At 63.4% G+C, this 17,615-nt stretch carries 16 protein-coding genes; 4 read left to right on the forward strand and 12 right to left on the reverse strand.

Annotated features, from left to right (window positions below; genetic code table 11):
• Positions 1-123: 123 nt before the first annotated feature.
• On the reverse strand, positions 124-582 hold the full coding sequence (locus WAO69_RS12135) for a hypothetical protein (protein WP_422179449.1): 459 nt from the start codon (positions 580-582) through the stop codon (positions 124-126).
• 116 nt (positions 583-698) lie between these two features.
• Between WAO69_RS12135 and WAO69_RS12140 the strand changes: the two genes are divergently transcribed.
• From WAO69_RS12140 to WAO69_RS12150, 3 genes are all read left to right on the forward strand, one after another.
• Positions 699-1,115 (forward strand): VOC family protein, encoded by a 417-nt coding sequence (locus WAO69_RS12140; RefSeq protein WP_422179451.1) that lies wholly within the window; start codon positions 699-701, stop codon positions 1,113-1,115.
• Between the two features lie 87 nt (positions 1,116-1,202).
• Positions 1,203-1,547: an antibiotic biosynthesis monooxygenase family protein gene (locus tag WAO69_RS12145; protein ID WP_422179453.1), complete on the forward strand. Its 345-nt coding sequence runs from the start codon at positions 1,203-1,205 to the stop codon at positions 1,545-1,547.
• Positions 1,540-2,460 (forward strand): DMT family transporter, encoded by a 921-nt coding sequence (locus WAO69_RS12150; RefSeq protein WP_422179455.1) that lies wholly within the window; start codon positions 1,540-1,542, stop codon positions 2,458-2,460. Before WAO69_RS12145 ends, WAO69_RS12150 begins: the two co-directional genes overlap by 8 nt.
• Here the strand turns inward: WAO69_RS12150 and WAO69_RS12155 are convergent.
• The 10 genes from WAO69_RS12155 to WAO69_RS12200 form a co-directional block, all read right to left on the reverse strand.
• Positions 2,454-2,945 (reverse strand): hypothetical protein, encoded by a 492-nt coding sequence (locus WAO69_RS12155; RefSeq protein ID WP_422179457.1) that lies wholly within the window; start codon positions 2,943-2,945, stop codon positions 2,454-2,456. The genes WAO69_RS12150 and WAO69_RS12155 overlap by 7 nt on opposite strands.
• Positions 2,946-3,013: 68 nt before the next feature.
• On the reverse strand, positions 3,014-4,360 hold the full coding sequence (gene glmM / locus WAO69_RS12160) for a phosphoglucosamine mutase (RefSeq protein ID WP_422179459.1): 1,347 nt from the start codon (positions 4,358-4,360) through the stop codon (positions 3,014-3,016).
• A 22-nt stretch (positions 4,361-4,382) separates the two neighbouring features.
• On the reverse strand, positions 4,383-5,384 hold the full coding sequence (folP, locus tag WAO69_RS12165; RefSeq protein WP_422179461.1) for a dihydropteroate synthase: 1,002 nt from the start codon (positions 5,382-5,384) through the stop codon (positions 4,383-4,385).
• Positions 5,381-6,301 carry a dihydroneopterin aldolase gene (locus WAO69_RS12170; protein WP_422179463.1) on the reverse strand — a complete coding sequence of 307 codons (921 nt, stop codon included), beginning with the start codon at positions 6,299-6,301 and terminating at the stop codon, positions 5,381-5,383. Before WAO69_RS12170 ends, folP begins: the two co-directional genes overlap by 4 nt.
• Before the next feature lie 93 nt (positions 6,302-6,394).
• The gene (locus WAO69_RS12175) at positions 6,395-7,771 is read right to left on the reverse strand and encodes a multicopper oxidase family protein (RefSeq protein WP_422179465.1); all 1,377 of its coding nucleotides are present in this window, start codon (positions 7,769-7,771) and stop codon (positions 6,395-6,397) included.
• Positions 7,772-7,906: 135 nt separating this feature from the next.
• Positions 7,907-8,536 carry a cell wall hydrolase gene (locus WAO69_RS12180; protein ID WP_422179467.1) on the reverse strand — a complete coding sequence of 210 codons (630 nt, stop codon included), beginning with the start codon at positions 8,534-8,536 and terminating at the stop codon, positions 7,907-7,909.
• Positions 8,537-8,709: 173 nt separating this feature from the next.
• A complete protein-coding gene (locus tag WAO69_RS12185; RefSeq protein ID WP_422179469.1) occupies positions 8,710-11,259 on the reverse strand; it encodes a putative PEP-binding protein in 2,550 nt (849 codons plus the stop codon).
• A 97-nt stretch (positions 11,260-11,356) separates the two neighbouring features.
• The gene (gene glyS, locus WAO69_RS12190; protein ID WP_422179471.1) at positions 11,357-13,609 is read right to left on the reverse strand and encodes a glycine--tRNA ligase subunit beta; all 2,253 of its coding nucleotides are present in this window, start codon (positions 13,607-13,609) and stop codon (positions 11,357-11,359) included.
• Between the two features lie 3 nt (positions 13,610-13,612).
• Entirely contained in the window at positions 13,613-14,140 is a 528-nt protein-coding gene (locus WAO69_RS12195) for a DUF6446 family protein (protein ID WP_422179473.1), read from the reverse strand.
• On the reverse strand, positions 14,137-15,066 hold the full coding sequence (locus WAO69_RS12200; RefSeq protein ID WP_422179475.1) for a glycine--tRNA ligase subunit alpha: 930 nt from the start codon (positions 15,064-15,066) through the stop codon (positions 14,137-14,139). The genes WAO69_RS12195 and WAO69_RS12200 overlap by 4 nt, the downstream gene beginning before the upstream one ends.
• A gap of 257 nt (positions 15,067-15,323) precedes the next feature.
• On the opposite strand from WAO69_RS12200, the gene WAO69_RS12205 reads away from it, so the two are divergent.
• The gene (locus WAO69_RS12205) at positions 15,324-17,012 is read left to right on the forward strand and encodes a trypsin-like peptidase domain-containing protein (RefSeq protein WP_422179477.1); all 1,689 of its coding nucleotides are present in this window, start codon (positions 15,324-15,326) and stop codon (positions 17,010-17,012) included.
• 9 nt (positions 17,013-17,021) lie between these two features.
• Here the strand turns inward: WAO69_RS12205 and WAO69_RS12210 are convergent.
• A partial coding sequence (locus tag WAO69_RS12210) for a thiamine pyrophosphate-dependent enzyme (protein WP_422179479.1) occupies positions 17,022-17,615 on the reverse strand: 594 nt, incomplete at its 5' end.

Below are 17,615 nucleotides of genomic sequence, written 5' to 3' on the forward strand. Positions count from 1 at the left end.
GCTGCCTTGTGTCAGCTCATAGCGGGGTTGCGACGCATCAGCATATCAACGGGTTCAGCCGCCAGAACGCACTCCCGGCGCGCGACGGAAACTCAGGCCGCACCTGCGGTTCTGGACCATGGGCTAGGGCTTGTGATCAACCACCACCTGGGTCTTGCCACCCTTGGCACGAAACCAGACCTGCAGGTTGCCGCTCTTTTCATGGATTTTCAGGAACACGTCGCTGAACTTCAGCTGCAACTGCCGCCCGACGATATGAGCAAAGACTTTCTTCGCCACCGGGCTCTTGGCTTTGAACAGAGCGTCGCCACCAATCATTTTCTTGACCGACTTGGCCCGGGCCATCGTCAGATCGGTCAGGAGCGTTCTCAGCTTGCCGTTCTTTTCCACCTTGTCTAGAAACTCATCCACCACATCGTCCGAGTACTTCTTCTTGATCAGCGCCTTACGTGCCTTGGCCCTTTGCTTCTTGGGCAGGCCTGGTGCGGCACCGGTAACAACTCTGTCGTATTCAAAAATCAAAGCCATATCAGTCACTCCGGAAAAAAAACCTGAAATATCGCGCAAGCGTATCGCGTTCATTGCCCAAGTAAAGAGTTTTTGGTGCACGTCCTTGTGTCTCGTCAAACAGTGTTCTGGCTTGTCGAAATGCACTACATACCCAGGATCACGCGAACCTGCGCAAAGGAACATGCTGCATGATTGCCTATGTCACCGTCGGCGCTGATGACATGGCGCGCGCGAAACGGTTTTACTCTGCGTTTCTGCCAGCCCTTGGTTATGCGCTTGAGGAGGGTCCCGAGGGCCTGAGCTTTGCGCTGCCCACCGGGCCGGGTCAGTCTCCGGTTCTGCCGGATTTCTATGTCAAAACACCTTTCGACGGACAGCCGGCCTCGGCCGGGAACGGGGCCATGGTCGCATTCGAGGCACCCAGCCAAAAGCAGGTGCGCGACCTGCACGCCGCAGCCCTTGCCGCCGGCGGTTTCGACGAGGGGCAGCCCGGCTTTCGTGCGGACTATGGGGCGCATTTTTACGTCGGCTACCTGCGCGACCCGCAAGGCAACAAGATCGCGCTGTTCTGCAACGATCCGTCTGTGCCCGGACGCGACGGATAACGCGCATTTCGCCCGCCTCACCGATGGACAAGCCCTGTCCAATCCGCGAAGACCTGTCCACCGCTCAAACTGCACAAGGGAATTCCCATGATCGCCGTCATTTTCGAGGTCTGGCCCAAGGAGGGCCACCGCGAGCCCTATCTCGCGCGCGCCGCTGAACTCAAACATCACCTGGCCGATATCCCCGGCTTTATCTCGGTCGAGCGTTTCGAAAGCCTGATGGAGCCCGGAAAACTGCTCTCCCTGTCCTTCTGGGAAAGCGAAGAGGCGCTCGAGCACTGGCGCAAACTCCCTGAACACCGCGATGCGCAAAGCGCGGGCCGGGGTATCCATTTCGCCGATTACCGCCTGCGCGTGGCAGGCGTCATCCGCGACTATGGCATGACCAGCCGCGATCAGGCCCCGACCGACAGCCGCGCGCTGCATGACTGACAGCCCCAACATCACCTGGCAAAGCTGGCTGATGGTCGCCACGCTGGGCTTTACCTGGGGTGGCACCTTTCTGGTAACGGAACTCGCGCTTGAGGAATGGCCGCCCTTCTGGCTGGCGACCTGGCGCGTGACGTTCGGTGCGGTCACGATGCTGGTGGTCTGGCGCGCCATGGGGCTGAAGCTTTTCGCGCAAAGGCCTGCGCTGGGCAGCATCATCGCCGTGCTGGCCATCGGAGCCTTCTCGACCGCCATCCCCTTCATGCTTCTGGCCTGGGGTCAGCAGCATGTGACAGCGGGCTTTGCCGGGGTGTCCATGGCCTCGGTCGCGCTGATGGTCTTGCCGCTGGCGCATTTCTTCGTCCACGGAGAACGCATGACCCTGCGCCGCTTCATCGGGTTCGTCATCGGGTTTGCCGGTGTCTGCGTCCTGATCGGCGGTCAGGCGTTCGACACCACCGGATCGGATCTGGAATGGGCCGGGCGCATGGCCTGCGTGGCGGCGGCAAGCTGCTATGGTATCTCATCGGTGCTGATGCGCCGTCTGCCTGCTATCGATCCCGTCGGTCTGTCCACGGTTCTGCTGCTGGTGGCGGCGCTGATCGTTCTGCCCGTGGCCATCCTGCGCGAAGGCGCGCCAGAGATACCCAGCATGCGCGGGCTGATGATCGTGGCCTTTCTGGGGCTGATCCCGACGGCAGCCGCCAACTTCATGCGCGTCATGGTCATCCGCAGCGCAGGGCCCGTCTTCATGTCGCTCACCAATTACCAGGTGCCGATCTGGTCGGTGCTGATGGGGGCATGGTTTCTGTCCGAACCCCTGCCCTCCTCGCTTTTGCTGGCGATGGCACTGATCCTGTGCGGCGTGGCGCTCAGCCAGTACGGCGCGCTGCGCCGGTTGTTCGCTGGTCAGTAACGACCGATATCCACCGAGGCTTTCTCGATCACCTTGCCATCCGATCCCACAGCCTGGATCACGGCAAAATACCGATTTCCCCGCCCGCCCGAACAGGGCGGCAAATAGCCCGACGAGGCGTATTGGCCCGTGCTCTGCGCCTTGCGCACCACGGTTACGCCACCGGGCAGCTTGTCGGTCATGCCCGGAACCGCCGGCAGATTGGCTGAGCTGCCCTTGACCGGATAACCCAGCGTGCCATGGCCGCCCTTGCGCGACAGCGGGCGGTAATCCTTGTCATTATACTCGACCACCAGATAGGCCGTGCCCTGCGGCAGACCCGTCACCTTCATCGGCGGAGTCGACCCCTTGCCCCCATGCAAGCTGCACTGTTGGCCTGCGGGAACTTTCTTGCCATCCCAGGGTGGCACCAGTTGCACGGTCATCTCGGCCCAAGCCGCACCGGCGAACAGGATCAGGAAAGCGGCGGATAGGGCACGATACATCAGATCAATCCTCTCGTTGTCAGCACATGCGCCGACCCTAGCCGCTCACAGCAGCCCGCAACAAGCCCTCAGGCCGCGATCACCGCACTGACCGCGTCCACGATCCCGTCGACGCTGCGCACAAGAAGCGCCTCGTCCTCGCATTCCGCCATGACCCGGATCAGCGGCTCGGTGCCCGACTTGCGGATCAAAAGACGCCCCTTGCCCTGCAAGGCCGCCTCGGCATCTGCAATGGCGGTGCGCACGGCACTTGCATCCAGGGGCAGTTGGCCCACCGTGTATCGCACATTCCTGAGCAATTGCGGCACCGGTTCGAACTGGCGTGTCAAAGTGCTGGCCGTCTGGCCCGAACGCATCATCTCGGCCAGGAAATGCAGCCCCGCCATCAGCCCGTCTCCGGTGGTGGCAAAATCGGTCATCACGATATGGCCCGATTGCTCGCCACCCAGGTTGAAGCCGCCCGCGCGCATCCGCTCCACCACATAGCGATCGCCCACAGCCGTGCGCTCAAGGCTCAGCCCATGCGCCTGCAGATGCCGCTCAAGGCCCAGGTTGGACATCACCGTCGATACCAGCGCCCCTCCGCTCAGACGCTCCTCAGCCGCCCAGCGCGTCGCCAGCAGCGCCATGATCTGATCGCCATCCGCCACTGTGCCGGCCTCGTCTATCAGGATCACCCGGTCAGCGTCACCATCAAGGCAAATGCCCACATCCGCCCCATGGGCCAGAACGGTCTGGATGGCTGTCTCGGGCTGGGTCGAGCCACAGCCCCGGTTGATGTTCTCGCCATTCGGAGCCACCCCGATCGGGATCACATCCGCACCCAGTTCCCACAGGATTTCCGGCGCGGTGCGATGCGCCGCCCCATTGGCGCAATCAATCACCACTTTCAGCCCATCAAGGCGAAACTCTCGCGGCAACGACGCCTTGAGGCGCTCACCATAGCGAAACCGCGCATCATCAATCCGTTTGGCGCGCCCGATGTTGCCCGGTTTTGCCGGCTCGACCCCCGCCTCGATCAGCGCCTCGATCTCCATCTCGGCACTGTCGCTCAGCTTGAAGCCATCCGGTCCGAAGAACTTGATCCCGTTGTCTTGCGCCGGATTATGGCTGGCCGAAATCATCACCCCCAGATCCGCACGCATGGAACGTGTCATCAGACCCACCGCCGGTGTCGGCACAGGCCCCAGCAACAACACGTTCATGCCCGTAGATGTCAAACCCGCAGTCAGCGCGCTTTCGAACATATATCCCGACAGCCGGGTATCCTTGCCGATCACGACCCGGTGCACGCCCCCGGCCTCGCGACGAAAGAACCGGCCCACGGCAGCACCGATCCGCAGCGCCATGTCGGCGGTCATCGGATGCACATTTGCCGTGCCGCGCACGCCATCAGTCCCAAAGAGTTTACGCATACTACCCCTAACCTGCTCTATTTCAGGCCATCTCACGCGCGGCATTCCACAGGTGAACGGCCTGCGCGGTCTCGATGACATCATGCACCCTCAGGATTTGCACACCTTGTGCCAATGCGGCAAGCCCCACGGCAATCGAACCCGGCGCGCGATCGGCAGCAACCGGCGCATTGCCGATCACGCCAATGAAACGTTTGCGCGACGCGCCCAGAAGGATGGGACAGCCAAGGCCATGAAAAACCGCGATATTGCGCAGCAACTCAAGGTTATGCGCGATGGTCTTGCCAAAGCCGATTCCGGGATCCACGATGATCTGATCGCGCGCGATCCCCGCGGCGCTCAGATCATCGATGCGTGCTGCCAGAAAGGCATAAACGTCCTGCACGACATCGTCATACTGCGGGTCATCCTGCATCGTTGCCGGATCCCCCTGTGCATGCATGACGCAGACCGGCACGCCCTGCGCCGCACAAAGCGGGGCCAGCGCCGGATCATGGGTGAAGCCCGCAACATCATTGACCAGTGACGCACCCGCCACCAAAGCCGCCCCGGCCACCTCGGCCTTGCGCGTATCAATGGACAACGCCACGCCCAACTGCGCGCGGATCGCCGCGATCACCGGAGCCGTGCGCCGGATTTCTTCTGATGCGGATACGCTCTGCGCGCCGGGCCGGGTCGATTCCCCGCCGATATCCAGGATATCCACCCCGGCTTCGGCCATGGCCCGCGCCGAGACCAGGGCATCCGCCGGGTCAAAGTTCTGACCCCCATCCGAAAAACTGTCCGGTGTCACGTTCAGGATGCCCATCAGGTTGGCGCGCTCAAACCGCATCCCCGCAATCGGCGCGCGCGCAGCACTCAGGCGATCCAGCATCTCGCCGGGTATCTGCCCGGCCTCGACGATGACGGGGGCAGCCCCCCGCGACAGCGCTTCTGCATGGGTGAACCACAGCGCCCCCCCGGCCAGAGACACCGCCCCCAAAGGCCGCGCATGCCCAGATTGTACCAAGGGACGATAGATCACAGCGTCGCCTGCTCCACAGTGACCGCGCGCAGCGCAACCGTGGCCGCTGCGGGCAGATCCGCCCCGATCACCATCATCTCATCGGCGGCAAAGGTTGCGGCAAACCATACCGCCAGGGCCACGGCATCGCGCGGATGCGCCGACGGGCCATCCACCGAATCCAGAACGATCTTTGACGGGGCCCAGACGCTGATCTGACCGTTCTTCATCGCCCAGTCCAACTCGGTGCGCGTCTCCACCACCACACAGCGTGGATCGCGCGCGGCCAGTTGCCAGGCGTTCTGCTCGATCGCCAGGAGATCAATCCGCCGCTGGGTCATGACATGCCCGGTCTGGGGAGCCGGCAGATCGGGGGCACCGACACAGAGGATCACCGGACGCTCCTGCCCCTGCAGCTGATCGATCCAGCCCGGCAGATGACGGGATGCAATCGCGGCATTGGACAGATAGACCAGCCGGGGATGCGGTCTGTCCTCTTCGGCCAGTTCGGGATGCACTTGCGCACGGCTGCGCACGATCTCGACCCCCAGCGCGCCGGGGCCACGATCCAGCTTCTCGATCCGCACGAAGACCCGCACCGCCTGCGGTTCCCACAGGATGCGCTCGGCAATCCGCGCTGCCAGCGTCTCAAGCAGGTTCAGCCGCTCTTCGGACAGCTCATGGGCAATGGCCTCGGTCACCCGGTCATAGGACAGGATGCGATCCACATCATCCTCCAGCGGTGCCTCGATCGGCTCCACCTCGACCACCACGTTAAAGCAGATACGCTGCGTGGTGCCGCGTTCGGCCTGAAAGGCTCCGATCTCGACCTCGACGATATGATCGCGCAACGAGATACGATCCAGCGGTCCCACCGAAGCCGTCGCCTCGGATCGCTCGGAGGGATGGGCAAAAGCAAGTCGGATTTCAGAGCTCATGGGGCAGGCCAGTTCAAATCAGTATCGCTCGCACCCTAGAGGCGCGACCTCCCTCTAACAGGTCTCCAAACGCCACGAAACGCACCACTTGCGTCACGCAACACGAAACCAGGTCTTCATTCCGGCCTGCGCATGTCCCAGCATGTGACAATGCAGCAACCAGTCGCCGGGGTTATCGGCCACGAACACCACCTGCTGCGTGGCCCCCGGTGCCACCAGAACCGTGTCGCGCAACGCCCCCAGAGCACCGCTGTCCTCCAGCAAGAAGAAATGATGCCCATGCATATGCATCCCATGAGGAAAGGCGGTGTCATTCACGAAGGCGATCCGATGCGCCTCGCCGCGCGCGGCGTCGATCAGCGGAAGATCGGTCAGGTCAACCACCCCCGAAAGCGCCCAGAACTTGCCCTGCCCGGCCAGGCTGCGTCCATCCAGCGGCGCGCCGTTGAACTGAGCCTGCGCAAGCCCGCGCATCGCGCCGCCCTCCATGCGGATCGTGGTCAGCGGCGCATCCGCAACCCGCGACGGATAGGCCACCGGATTGGGCGGCAGCGCCCCGGGTGCATCCCGGCGCGCGGCACTTACGGGCGCGCCCACTTCCATGCGTGCAATCGCAAAGGCCTCATCGCGCTGATGGCTCACCAGATCAACCGCGCCGCCGGGCGCGGCGGTCACATCGGCAATCAGATCGACGCGCTGCCCGGGCGCCATGACCAGCCGCGCGCCCAAAGGCTCGGGCACAGCCAGAGGCATCCCGTCATAGGCCAGGATCCAACCCGTCACCCCCTGCACGGACAGATCGAAAATCCGCGCATTGGCCGCATTGATCAGCCGCAGCCGCAACCGCTCGTTGCGACCCGCATCCCCGGTCCAGTTGAACACGCCATTCACCGTGATCAGATTGCCCAGCCGTCCGGCATGGGACAGATCATGGGCATTGTCGAACGGCGCAAGCGCGACCGTGTCAGGGTTCAGTCGCCAGTCATCCAGCAGCAAGGTGACCTCGCGGTCCACCTCCGGCGCCTCCGCCTCCTCGACGATCAGGGCCCCGGCCAGCCCGCGCTCGACCTGCTCCATCGAACGATTATGCGAATGATACCAATAGGTGCCCGCATCCGGCACGACGAAATCATAATCGAAACTCTCCCCCGGCGCGATCGCGCGCTGGGTCAGACCGGGCACACCATCCATGGCATTGTCGATGCGGATCCCATGCCAGTGCACGGCCGTGGGCGCGGGCAGTTCATTCACCACGCGCCGGATCAGCCGCGCGCCCTGCGCCACCCGCAACTCGGGCCCCGGGATCACGCCGTCAAAGCTCCAGACCGGCGTGCTGGCAAACCCGTCCGGGGCGATCTGCGCGCGCGCCTCGCGCGCCACCAGCACCACCGGCGCGCTCTGCGCCCAGGCCGAGACCGGCAGAACGGGCAGGCACGCGCCCCCCGCAAGAAATCCGCGCCGAGAGACCATGCATCACCCTTTCCTTGCCTGCGGGCCACGCTAAGGCCACAACACAGCCGTGTCACCCACAAGCAAGCGCCCTGCTGCCTCTTTCTGGTTGAAAATACCCATCACGCGCCCGACGGGCGGGGCGCGCGCGCCGGATCAGTTCGAAGCCGTCCGGAACGTGTGGCGGTAAAACAGATGCACCCCGATCCGTGCCGTCCTGGTATAGGTGCGGCTCCACTTCGGGTTCACCGCGGTGGTGTGATAATGCGTGGCCCCGTTGGTCAGGTTGTTGTTCGCCCCGTCCATGATCGCGCGCGCCACCTTGCTCACACGCTCATAGGCGCGCGGCTCGCCGATCACATCCTTGTAACCATCGCAGGTATAGGTGAACTGGCATTGGTACTTGCGCCCGGTGCCCTGTTTGATGACACCGCAGATCGACGAGGGAAAGCGTTCGCTCTCGACCCGGTTCAGGATCACCTCGGCCACCGCGAACTGGCCCTTGACCGTCTCTCCGCGCGCCTCGAAATACAGCGCCTCGGACAGGCAACGCCATTGCTCACCGCCGCTGGCGCGGGGCTGTGCATCAATCCAGGCCTCGGAATAGCTGAAGGCCGGCGTATGGCTTTCGGGTTCGGAAATCAGCGCCTTGAGCCGTGCACGCGGGATCATCGACAGAGCCGCGCGCTCGCGTTCAATCACCTCGCGCAATGCGTCTTCAGATGCGCTCACGGGCGCGCTCATGGCCCAGCAGGCCACAAGCAGGCAGCAGATAGTTCTCAACATCAGAAACCTCACGGACGATATGCGTCCGACACCCCCAGCCGGAAAATTCCGTGAGTGGGTAGCCCAGAACGTTAAAAATGTCCAGAATAAGGCGATTTATCTGACACTTAGGGGCAGGTTCTCGCGCAACACGTGAAGATTGCCTTGATGCGACCACAACATCTCGCGTGGGTTCAGGTGCCATCAACCCCGATCTTGTGGGCGATCGCAAGTTGTGCGGCAGTCAGCCGGGCGACCGGCACACGGAAGGGAGAACAGGACACATAGTCAAATCCGACCTCCCTGCAAAAGGCGATTGATTCGGGGTTCCCGCCATGTTCGCCACAGATCGAAAGGATCACATCGGGCTTGGCCGCCCGGCCTCTTTCGACCCCCAGGCGCAGCAATTCCCCGACGCCATCGACATCCAGAACGTGGAACGGATCTTCGCGAAACACACCCTTCTGAACATAGGTCGACATGAAACGCCCGGCGTCATCACGGCTCAGCCCATAGGTCATCTGCGTCAGGTCATTGGTCCCGAAACTCAAAAACGCAACCTGGCTCGCGATCTCGTTGGCCCGCAGGGCGGCACGCGGCGTCTCGACCATCACCCCAAGACGATAATCGAAGTTCCGGCCCTTTTCGCTGCGCACCGCAGCGGCCACGGCATCGACGCGGGACTTCACCAATTCGACCTCGCGGCGCGCGGACACCAGCGGGATCATGATCTCGGGCACCACCGGTTCGCCATCGCGGCTGGCCTCCAGAGTGGCTTCGAAAATCGCGCGCGCCTGCATGTCATAGATTTCCGGCACGGTCACACCCAGGCGCACACCCCGCAAACCCAGCATGGGGTTGTATTCGGCCATCTCCTCGACCCGGCGCGTCACATCCGAAACCGGCAAGTTCAGCGCCTCGGCCAGTTCGCGCTGACCGCTGCGCGATGTCGGCAGGAATTCATGCAAAGGCGGGTCGAACAGGCGGATGCAGACCGGCTGGCCTTCCATGATGCGGAACAGCTGGACGAAATCCTCGCGCTGCATGGGCAGCAAGCGTTCCAGCACCGCCGCGCGCCCGCTTGAGGTTTCCGCAAAGATCATCTCGCGCATCACCGTCAGGCGACCCGGCTCGAAGAACATATGCTCGGTGCGGCACAGACCGATGCCCTGCGCGTTGAAATTGCGCGCGGTCTGGGCATCTGCCGGCGTGTCGGCATTGGCGCGAATGCCGATGTCGCGCGCATTGTCTGCCCATGTCATCAGCGTCTGGAACGCATCGTCTTGCGCGGCTTCCAGCATTTCGGGTTCTCCGGCCAGCACCTGACCCGAAGTGCCGTCAACCGTCACGATATCGCCGCTGGACAGAACCCGCCCGTCCTCGGCGCGGATCTGCTCCTTGCGGGCATCAAACTGCATGCTCGAGGCCCCGACGATGCAGGGCAGCCCCAGACCCCGCCCGATCACCGCGGCGTGGCTGGTCATCCCGCCCCTCTCGGTCAGCACGGCGACCGCCGCATGCATCCCGCGGATATCCTCGGGCGAGGTTTCGCGGCGCACCAGAACACAGGGCTCTCCGCGCGAGGCACTGGCCTGCGCCTGGGCCGAGTTGAACACGATCCGCCCGGTGGCCGCGCCCGGGCTGGCGGCAATGCCGGTCCCCAGAACATCGCGCCGGGCGTTGGGCGCAATCTGACGGTGCAGCAATTCGTTGAGCATGTTGGGCTCGACCCGCATCACGGCATCTTCCTGGCTGATGATGCCATCCTCGGCCAGCCGCACGGCGATCCGCACCGTGGCGCGCGCCGAGCGCGGCAGTTTCACGCCATCCAGAATATGCAAGGCACCATTCTGAACCACGAATTCCACCTGCATCTCTTCGCGCAGCTTGCGGCGCATCTGCGCGGCATATCTGGTGAGATCGGCAAAGGCTTCGGGTGCCAGCTCTTCCAGAGACGGCCCGCGCGCATCCTTTTCCAGATACAGCGCCGCAGCCCCCGCCCCCAGGGCATCGCGCCCCTGGCTCTGGCTCAGATAGCGCCCGGTGATCTGGGGCAGACCTGTGGTCTGATCGACCAGCTGCAACACACCCGAGCCGCATTCCCCCTTGCCAAGCCCGGGGATCATCTCCTGCACCACCAGCCCAAGGCCAGCATCCGTCGGTGCCCCCTTGGCCTGGCGCAGCAAGCGCGCCGTCGTCCCGCTCCAGGCCCGCGCCATCGAGCGCAGCACGCCGCCCAGTTGTTCGGCGGGATCCTGTGGAAACGGCTCTTCGGCCTCGTCCTCGTAAAGCGCCAGCGCCGCTGCCAGCCCCTTTGCCCCATCGTCTTCGATGTCCTCGAACAGATCGGCATCCAGACGCGCCACATGCAGCGCATAGGCCTGAACGAACCGCAGATAAAGTGCCGAGGCCGCCTCGACACCCATGGACTCGCTCAACTGTGCAAAGCGCGCGTCATTCATGCCGACATTCAGGATCGCTCCCGGTCCACCCCAATCGGGATCCTCCGACGAGGGGCGCACGCACAGCAGCGTGCCCGGCGCAAAGCATTCCACGATCCGCGGGATATCGGGCATTTCGCCAGCGGCAATCTTGTGAACCGCCGAAAAGGATAGCGCGACCGTGGTCGGCACCGGCAGGTTCAGACGCACCAGGCGCTGCAGGCATTTGGCCCGCCCCCCATGGGTGGCGGTCGCGACAGGAGCGTCAGGTGTGATCAGCGTTGTATGTGGATGGGTATGCACGGGCGGTTCTCTGCGCTGCAGCGTGGAATTTTCTTCGGTAGAATAGGAAGATATCCGCCGCGCGCAATAGCACGTGATGTCACGCCATACGCGCGGATCACCCTTCGATGCGGGTCAGATCGGCCACGGACAAACAAATCTCGCGGATGCGATGCAACAGGTTCAACCGGTTGCGCCGCACGGCCTGATTGTCCGCATTGACCTTCACATCGTCGAAAAACGCATCCAGCGGAGCGCGCAATGCGGCCATGGCATGCATGGCGGCGGCAAAATCCTCGGCCGCCATCGCCGGTTTGATCGCCGCCTCGGCCACGTCCAATGCGCTGAACACCGCGCGTTCGCTGTCGGTTTCGGCGAACTTCACGTCCGGCCCAAAGGAATATTCGACCCCATCGGCCTCTTCGGCCTGCGTCAGGATATTGTTGGCGCGCTTGAAGCCCTGGATCAGGTTCTCTCCATCCTCGGTGGCCAGCGTCTGCGACAGGGCGCGCGCGCGTTTGACCAGCAGGGTGAGGTCGTCGCTGCCCGGCATGGCGAGGCAGGCGTCGATCACGTCATGTCGAATACCCTGATCGCGCAGATAGACCTTGAGCCGGTCATGAATGAAGGACAAAAGATCCGTCGACAGATCCGGCACCATATCCCCGACCCTGAGCAACAGCGATCCCTCGCCCAGATCCGGCCCATCTGCCTGAGCCTGAAACCGGGCCTTCACGGCCTGAAGCGCGGCACCGAACACGCCGTGATCCGCGATCTCCTTGAGCAGATCCCCCAGCGCCTGGAGATCTTCGGCACTGGCACCGCCATTGAGCTGGATCTTTTGCTTGAGCAACTGGAAATCGACAAACCGGTCCAGCGACAAACGCAGATCATTGTCCAGCACCAAGCGGATGACACCCAGCGCCGCACGGCGCAACGCATAGGGATCCTTGCTGCCCGTGGGCTTTTCATCAATCGCCCAGAACCCTGTCAGCGTATCAAGCTTGTCCGCCAGCGCCACGGCCACAGACAAAGGCGCTGTGGGCACATCGTCCGAGGGCCCCAAGGGCGCATAGTGATCGCGCGCCACATCCGCCACATCCTGTGAATAACCCGCACGTTCCGCGTAATATCGGCCCATTACGCCCTGAAGTTCAGGGAACTCGTAAACCATCTCCGAGCTGAGATCCGCCTTGGCGATCCGCGCCGCCTCGACCGCCTGGACGGCATCGGCCCCCGGCACGAAATCCGCCAGCTCTCCGGCCAGCGCCGAGATGCGCGCGATGCGCTCACCCTGACTGCCCAGCTTGTTGTGGAAGGTCACATTATCAAGGCTTTGTAGCCAGTCCTTCATGCCCGCCTGCGCCACGCGCAGGTCGTTTTCCCAAAAGAATTTCGCATCCGACAGCCGCGCGGACAGGACCTTCTGGTTTCCCGCCAGAATGGTCGCGCCGTGATCCGTGGTCTCGCGGTTGGCAACGGTGATGAATTTCTCGATCCGGCCGGTCCTGGGGTTCTTCACCGAAAAGAATTTCTGATGTTCGCGCATCGAGGTCTGCAAGACCTCGGCAGGCAGACCCAGAAAGGCGTGATCGATATCGCCCATCAGCACCACAGGCCATTCCACCAGCCCGGACACCTCGGCCAGCAGCCCGGCATCCTCGACCAGTTCCAAACCGGCACCAAAGGCCATGTTGGTGGCGTCTGCCCAGATATGCGCGCTGCGATCTTCGCCGCTCAACTGCACGAAGGCGCGCTTGAGCTTGCTTGCGTAATCCTCGAACCCGGAAACAGAAAACCGCCCCGGAGCCATGAATCGATGCCCCTCGGTGCTGTCCCCGGCGACGATCCCGTCGATCTCCAGCGGCACGACTGTCGCGCCGGCTTCATCGCTCAGCAGGCACAGGATCGACTGCAAGGGGCGCACCCAACGCAAGCTGCCGCTGCCCCAGCGCATCGACTTGGGCCAGGGGAAATTGCGTATCACATCTTCCAGAACCTCGGCGACAATCTCGCCTGCCGCGCGGCCCGGTTTCTCGATCACGGCAAAGAACACCGCTCCTTTGGGCGTGTCGCGTTCTTCCAGCTGATCGCGGCTCAGGCCCGCGCCGCGCAAAAACCCCTCGATCGCCTGTGCGGGCGCATCCACACGCGGGCCCTTGCGCTCTTCGCGCAAGGCAGGGCTTTGACCCAGCAAGCCATCCAGCGTCAGCACCAGACGGCGCGGCGTGGCAAAGGCCGCAGCCCCGGCATAGGTCAGCCCGGCCTCGACCAGACCATCGGTCATGCGTTTTTTCAGATCCTCGGCGGCGCGTTTTTGCATCCGTGCCGGGATTTCCTCGGAAAAGAGTTCGATCAGAAGTTCAGGCATGGCTCAATCGCCTCCGGTCTTTTCGGGAAGCGGCGGGCATTCCTCGCCCACCACGGTGCCGTCATAGGCTTTGGACCCGCAATCATTCAATTCGTGCCAGATATACCCGCGCCCATCCTCGGTAATCGCCACGATGCGATCCACGCCATACCGGATGTTCTTTTGCGCCATGAAGGCGCGCGCGGTGCCTGCGCGCAGCTCGGCGGCGATGGCGGCGGCATCAAAACACTCGAACCAACCCGGCGCATTGCGCGGCACCACCGCGCCGGCATCCACAAAGCGCGCACTCAGCGCCTCAAGATCCCCGGTTGTGGTGAAACACGCCCGGAACCGGATCGGAGAGCTGTCGGCATCAATCCCCTGAAACTCTGCAAATTCAATGGATTCCGGCTCGTTGTTCGCCACTGACAGCAACATCACGTCGGTCTCCGAGACCTCTTCGTAATACCCGTAGATCTGCAGGTAATACAAAGCGCCCCCGGCCAGGATGGCGCAAAGCAGGATCAACACGCTGGCGATTTTTCCGGTCATGCGGCGAACCCGGCCGCGTCAGTGCGCACGAAAGCATCCGCGCAGGCTTTGGCCAATGCACGCACACGCCCGATATAGGCCTGCCGTTCGGTCACCGAAATCACGCCGCGCGCATCCAGCAGGTTGAAGATATGGCTGGCCTTGATGCACTGATCATAGGCGGGATGCGCCATGATGATGCGTTTGCCAGTCTTCGGGTCGATCTCGTCCTGCGCCAGAAGGGCCGCGCATTCCGCCTCGGCCTCTTCGAAATGACGCAGCAACACCTCGGTATTGGCGGTGTCGAAATTATAGCGCGCATACTCTTCTTCGGTTTGGCGGAAGATGTCGCCATACCTCAGCGCGATAGGCGCGTCGGGATCGTTGAACGGCATGTCCATCACGTGATCAATGCCCAGAACATACATCGCCAGCCGCTCAAGCCCATAGGTCAGCTCACCCGACACCGGATGGCAGTCATGCCCGCCAACCTGTTGGAAATACGTGAACTGCGACACTTCCATCCCGTCGCACCACACTTCCCATCCCAGACCCCAGGCCCCCAGGGTCGGGCTTTCCCAGTCATCCTCGACAAAGCGGATGTCATGCAGCGCCATGTCGATCCCGATCGCCTCAAGCGATCCCAGATACAGCTCTTGCAGATCCGGCGGGCTGGGTTTGATCAGCACCTGGTATTGATAGTAATGCTGCAACCTGTTGGGGTTCTCGCCATACCGCCCGTCCGTCGGGCGTCGTGACGGCTGCACATAGGCCGCCGCCCAGGGCTTTTGCCCAAGGGAGCGCAGCGTGGTCGCCGGGTGGAACGTGCCCGCGCCGACTTCGAGGTCATAGGGTTGCAGCACCGCGCAGCCCTTTGACGCCCAGTACATCTGAAGACGCAGGATGATTTCCTGAAACGAACGTGGAGCGGTGTCTTTGACAATCATGAGACAGCTTTCGGCTGTGAAACGGACGCAAGCGCGCCCTCGTTATCCCCCCACATGGCCGGGGTCAACGGGGCGTAGCTGTTGTGCGCGCGCGACAGCAGCATCGCCACGTCCCGGCTCGCGGGAAAGAGCATGGCTATTCCCGATCCTTCCTGATTAAACTGCTCAAAACAGCTTAAACACAAGGGTTCACCGGGTAAATGAAGGCCATTCTGACAGTCGTTTTATTCGCTCTCCTCGCATTCACACGCCCCGCCATGGCACAGCAAGAGGTGGTCTGGGTCCAGATCGAAGCCCAGCCCAGCCTGAATGAGGCGCAGGGCGCTGCGCGGCGCTATGCGGGTTCCTTGCCGGACGTGGCCGGGTTTTCCCTTGGAAACGGCTGGTATGGCGTGGTGATCGGCCCCTATACGCGTGGCGATGCCGAGCGCGTTCTGCAGGCCTATCGCGCTGACGGCGATATCCCCCGGGACAGCTTTATTCAGCTGACCTCGCGTCTGGGCCAGCAATTCTGGCCGGTCGGCGCGGATGTGCTGGGCCGTGGCCCGGTCTCTCCGGCGCTGGGTCAGTCCGACAGCCAGACCGCCCAGATCCAGCAGCCCACGCTCCAGCAGGTTCAGCCAGCGGACGAAACCCCCGAACAGGCCCGCCGCAGCGAGGCCGAACTGACCCGCGCCCAGCGCGAGGCGCTGCAGATCGCATTGCAATGGGCGGGCTTTTACAACGCCGCCATCGACGGAGCCTTCGGGCGCGGCACCCGCAGTTCCATGGCCGCCTGGCAGGCCGACAAGGGGTTCGAAACGACCGGCATCCTGACCTCGGCGCAACGCGCGCAGTTGCTGGATGACTACAATGCCCCGCTTACCAGCGTCGGCATGGCGATGGTGCGCGATGATGAGGCCGGGATTGAACTTCTCCTGCCCATGGGCGAGCTGACATTCGAGACATACGAGCCGCCCTTTGCCCATTACGCCAGCGCGGGTGATCTTGGCCTGCGCGCCCTGCTGATCAGCCAGCCCGGCGACCAGACCACGCTGTTTGGCCTTTACGAGATCATGCAGACGCTGGAAATCGTGCCGCTGAACGGTCCGCGCGAACGCGGCAGCGACAGCTTCACGCTGGAAGGGCGCAACTCGGACATCGTGTCCTATACCGAAGCCACACTCGAAGATGGTCAGATCAAGGGCTTTACGCTGATCTGGCCCGCAAATGATGAGCCCCGCCGCCAGCGCGTGCTGAACGAGATCAGGGCCAGCTTTACACGGGTGCCCGGCGTGCTCGATCCCGGAAGCGGGGCCGGAACGGCGCAAAGCGTCGATCTGATCTCGGGGCTCGAGATCCGCAAACCGCGCCTCTCGCGTTCGGGCTTCTTCATCGACACCACAGGCACCGTGGTGACCACCTCGGAAGTTGTCCGGGAGTGTGGCCGCATCACCCTAGAGGAGGATGTGAGCGCCGAGGTCATCTTCGAGGACCGCGCCCTTGGCGTGGCGATCCTGCGACCCATGTCAGCCCTCGCACCGATGTCGATTGCCCGGTTCCGCGCCTCGGAACCGCGCCTGCAATCCGAAGTGGCCGTGGCCGGTTATTCCTATGGCGGTGTTCTGGGTGCGCCTTCGCTGACCTTTGGGACGCTGTCGGATATCAAGGGTCTGCGCGGTGAAACCGAACTCAAGCGGCTGGCGCTTGCCGCCCTGCCCGGAGATGCCGGAGGCCCGGTCGTGGACAGCGCCGGCACGGTGATCGGCATGCTTTTGCCGCGCCCGACCTCGGGTCAGCAATTGCCGCTGGATGTGAGCTTTGCGGCCAACACGGTCTCGATCGGCAATGTTCTGGCCGAGGCCGGCCTGTCGATCGACCGCGAAGACAATGACGGCTCGATCACGCCGACCGAGTTGACCCGCGTGGCCAGCAGCATGACCGTTCTGGTCAGCTGCTGGGACTGATTGGGCGCGTCACAGGGCAATATCCGTGCGCAGGTGAATGAGCGTGGGACCATCCGCGCTCAGCGCCGCGACCACCGCACGCTGTAACGCCTCCAGATCACCGGGCGCTTCGGCCCCCGCCCCGTAAGCCCGTGCCAGCGCGACAAAATCGGGATTGCGCGCGACCACCGCATTGGGCGCGATCTGGGCGCACACCATGCTTGCCTCGATCTCGCCCAGCTTGCCGTTGTCCCAGACCAGGATCGGCAGGGGCAATCCCAGCTCGACCGCCACGGCCAGTTCCTGCGACGTGTACTGAAACCCGTAATCCCCCGCGATGCACAGCGTCGGCTTGCCGGGCCGCCCCACCGCACCGCCAATGGCCGCAGGCAGGGCATAGCCCAGCGTGCCAAAGCCCGTGGGGTGATGCCAGTGACCCGGGCACGCCATGTCCCAGAGTTCCTTGGCAGCATAGGCAAAGGTGGTCATGTCCGAATAGATCATCGTGTCATCGGGCAGAACCGCCCGAAGCGCGGCACAGATGGGCGCGATACCGGGGCGCTCGGCGTCGATCTCGGCCACCCAGCGCGCCCGCGCCGCGCGCACCCTGGCGCTGTCCCAGCG

The organism is Aestuariivita sp., from assembly GCF_049276915.1.
Classification (GTDB): Bacteria; Pseudomonadota; Alphaproteobacteria; order Rhodobacterales; family Rhodobacteraceae; genus Aestuariivita.

Bases quoted from the DNA above. Each gene is read 5' to 3' on its own strand.
- WAO69_RS12180 (WP_422179467.1), bottom strand. From the start codon at position 8,536: ATGTTGAGAACTATCTGCTGCCTGCTTGTGGCCTGCTGGGCCATGAGC.
- WAO69_RS12175 (WP_422179465.1), bottom strand. From the start codon at position 7,771: ATGGTCTCTCGGCGCGGATTTCTTGCGGGGGGCGCGTGCCTGCCCGTT.
- WAO69_RS12170 (WP_422179463.1), bottom strand. From the start codon at position 6,301: ATGAGCTCTGAAATCCGACTTGCTTTTGCCCATCCCTCCGAGCGATCC.
- glyS (WP_422179471.1), bottom strand. From the start codon at position 13,609: ATGCCTGAACTTCTGATCGAACTCTTTTCCGAGGAAATCCCGGCACGG.
- WAO69_RS12135 (WP_422179449.1), bottom strand. From the start codon at position 582: ATGAACGCGATACGCTTGCGCGATATTTCAGGTTTTTTTTCCGGAGTG.
- WAO69_RS12140 (WP_422179451.1), top strand. From the start codon at position 699: ATGATTGCCTATGTCACCGTCGGCGCTGATGACATGGCGCGCGCGAAA.
- WAO69_RS12150 (WP_422179455.1), top strand. From the start codon at position 1,540: ATGACTGACAGCCCCAACATCACCTGGCAAAGCTGGCTGATGGTCGCC.
- WAO69_RS12205 (WP_422179477.1), top strand. From the start codon at position 15,324: ATGGCACAGCAAGAGGTGGTCTGGGTCCAGATCGAAGCCCAGCCCAGC.
- WAO69_RS12195 (WP_422179473.1), bottom strand. From the start codon at position 14,140: ATGACCGGAAAAATCGCCAGCGTGTTGATCCTGCTTTGCGCCATCCTG.
- glmM (WP_422179459.1), bottom strand. From the start codon at position 4,360: ATGCGTAAACTCTTTGGGACTGATGGCGTGCGCGGCACGGCAAATGTG.
- WAO69_RS12145 (WP_422179453.1), top strand. From the start codon at position 1,203: ATGATCGCCGTCATTTTCGAGGTCTGGCCCAAGGAGGGCCACCGCGAG.
- WAO69_RS12200 (WP_422179475.1), bottom strand. From the start codon at position 15,066: ATGATTGTCAAAGACACCGCTCCACGTTCGTTTCAGGAAATCATCCTG.
- WAO69_RS12155 (WP_422179457.1), bottom strand. From the start codon at position 2,945: ATGTATCGTGCCCTATCCGCCGCTTTCCTGATCCTGTTCGCCGGTGCG.